We start from the raw sequence: 1,660 nt of genomic DNA, 5'->3' as shown, positions 1-1,660 counted from the left end.
TCGCAAAGCGATCATCGTCCAGCCACTCCGGCTTTTCCAGCGCCTTGGTGAGGCCGATCCATTCCTTGTTGCTCATCACCGCAACCGTCATGTAGCCGTCCTTCGTTTCATAGATCAGATCGATGAAACTTGCGGCCTCCTGGTTGCTCATGGTCTTGTCCGGGTAGGTCTGGGCACCCATGTCGGAGGCCCAGAGGAAATAGAGGATGGAATCCAGCATGGAGATGCGCAGGTGCTGGCCCTTGCCGGTGCGCAGCTTCGACACCAGCGCGGCTGAGATCGACTGGGCCACCGTCACCGCGGCGAGCTTGTCCGGAAGCACCGTTCGGATCAGGCGCGGCCGCTCGAGATCGGAGCCTGCCTGGACGGTGGTGAGGCCGGAGACCGCCTGGATGATGGGGTCGTACACGGGCTTGCCGACCCATGGTCCGACGTCACCAAAGCCGCTGATCGAGGCGTAGATGATCTCTGGAGCGACCGAGCGGATGTCGGCCTCGCCGACACCGAGCCTGTCCACTACGCCCGGGCGGAAGTTCTGCATGAAGACGTCGGCGCTCTTTGCGAGGTCGAGAACGATGTCCCGGCCCATCTCGGTCTTGACGTCCACCGTGACCGAGCGCTTGTTGCGATTGATGTTCAGGAACATCGCCGACATGCCGGCGCGCTGGTTGCCCAGCGAGCGCACATGGTCGCCGCTGTTGGGCACCTCGACCTTGATCACGTCGGCGCCCTGGTCGGCCAGGATCATCGCTGCCCATGGACCCGACAACATGGTCGTCATGTCCACGATGCGGATGCCCGCGAGAGGTCCACTCATTTCTTGTCTCCTGGTTGTCGCCGCCGGTCTCTTCATCCTGCAGCGAGAAGTTGTCTTGTCCGATGCCTGAACAATAGACATTCCGGCGAGACAAGACTAGATGGCGCCAAACGGAATTAGAGTACGGCAGAATCGGACAATTGAATTACGCACGGAGAGGCTTGAATGCTCAAGGAGCTGTACCGGATGGCCGTGTTCGCGCAGGTGGTCGAACAGGGGTCGTTCTCGAAGGCGGCGGTGACGCTGGGCCTTGGCAAGTCGGTGGTCAGCGCCCACGTGGCCTCGCTGGAGGCACGCCTCGGCACGCAACTCATCAGCCGAAGCACGCGCGCGCTGTCGCTGACCCAGGAGGGAAGCGCGTTCTACGAGAACTGCCGGCAGATGGTGGCCGCGGGCGAAAACGCATTCGCCACCGTGGAGTCGCAGCGGGTGGGCGCGAGCGGATCGATCCGGCTCACGTGCTCCTACAACTTCGGCGTCAGCTTCCTGATCGCGCAGTTGGCGGCATTCAGGAAGATCCACCCCGACGTGTCTTTCGACCTCGTGCTGGAGGATTCCGTGTCCAACATCATCGAGGAGCGCTTCGATCTTGCGCTGCGGGTCGGGCGGCTGGCCGACACCGGGCTGTTCGCCGCGGAGTTGGGGACCTGCCGCATGCTGCTGTGCGCCTCGCCGCAGCTGCTGCGCGCGTCACCCCGGGTTGCCGAGCCCGATGACCTGCTGCGCCTGCCCTGGGTCAGCATCACGCAGCTTCCGCACCCGGAGAAGCTGCACCTTGAGCACGTGAAAAGTGCGCAGCGCGTGGTCCTGTCCGTGCACCCGACGGTCAAGACGCATTCGGGC

General features: G+C 63.4%; 2 protein-coding genes. One reads left to right on the top strand and one right to left on the bottom strand.

Features of this window, described 5'->3' with window-relative positions; all coding sequences use genetic code 11:
• On the bottom strand, window positions 1-817 hold an 817-nt coding region (locus AC1DY5_RS54700), incomplete at its 3' end, for a CaiB/BaiF CoA transferase family protein (RefSeq protein ID WP_478122540.1).
• 165 nt (window positions 818-982) lie between these two features.
• Between AC1DY5_RS54700 and AC1DY5_RS54695 the strand changes: the two genes are divergently transcribed.
• On the top strand, window positions 983-1,660 hold a 678-nt coding region (locus tag AC1DY5_RS54695; protein WP_478122539.1), incomplete at its 3' end, for a LysR family transcriptional regulator.

Source organism: Variovorax sp. P4_D9, assembly GCF_056401695.1.
The sequence above is the reverse complement of the archived record's forward strand: the minus strand, read 5'-3'. Positions and strand labels throughout refer to the sequence as shown.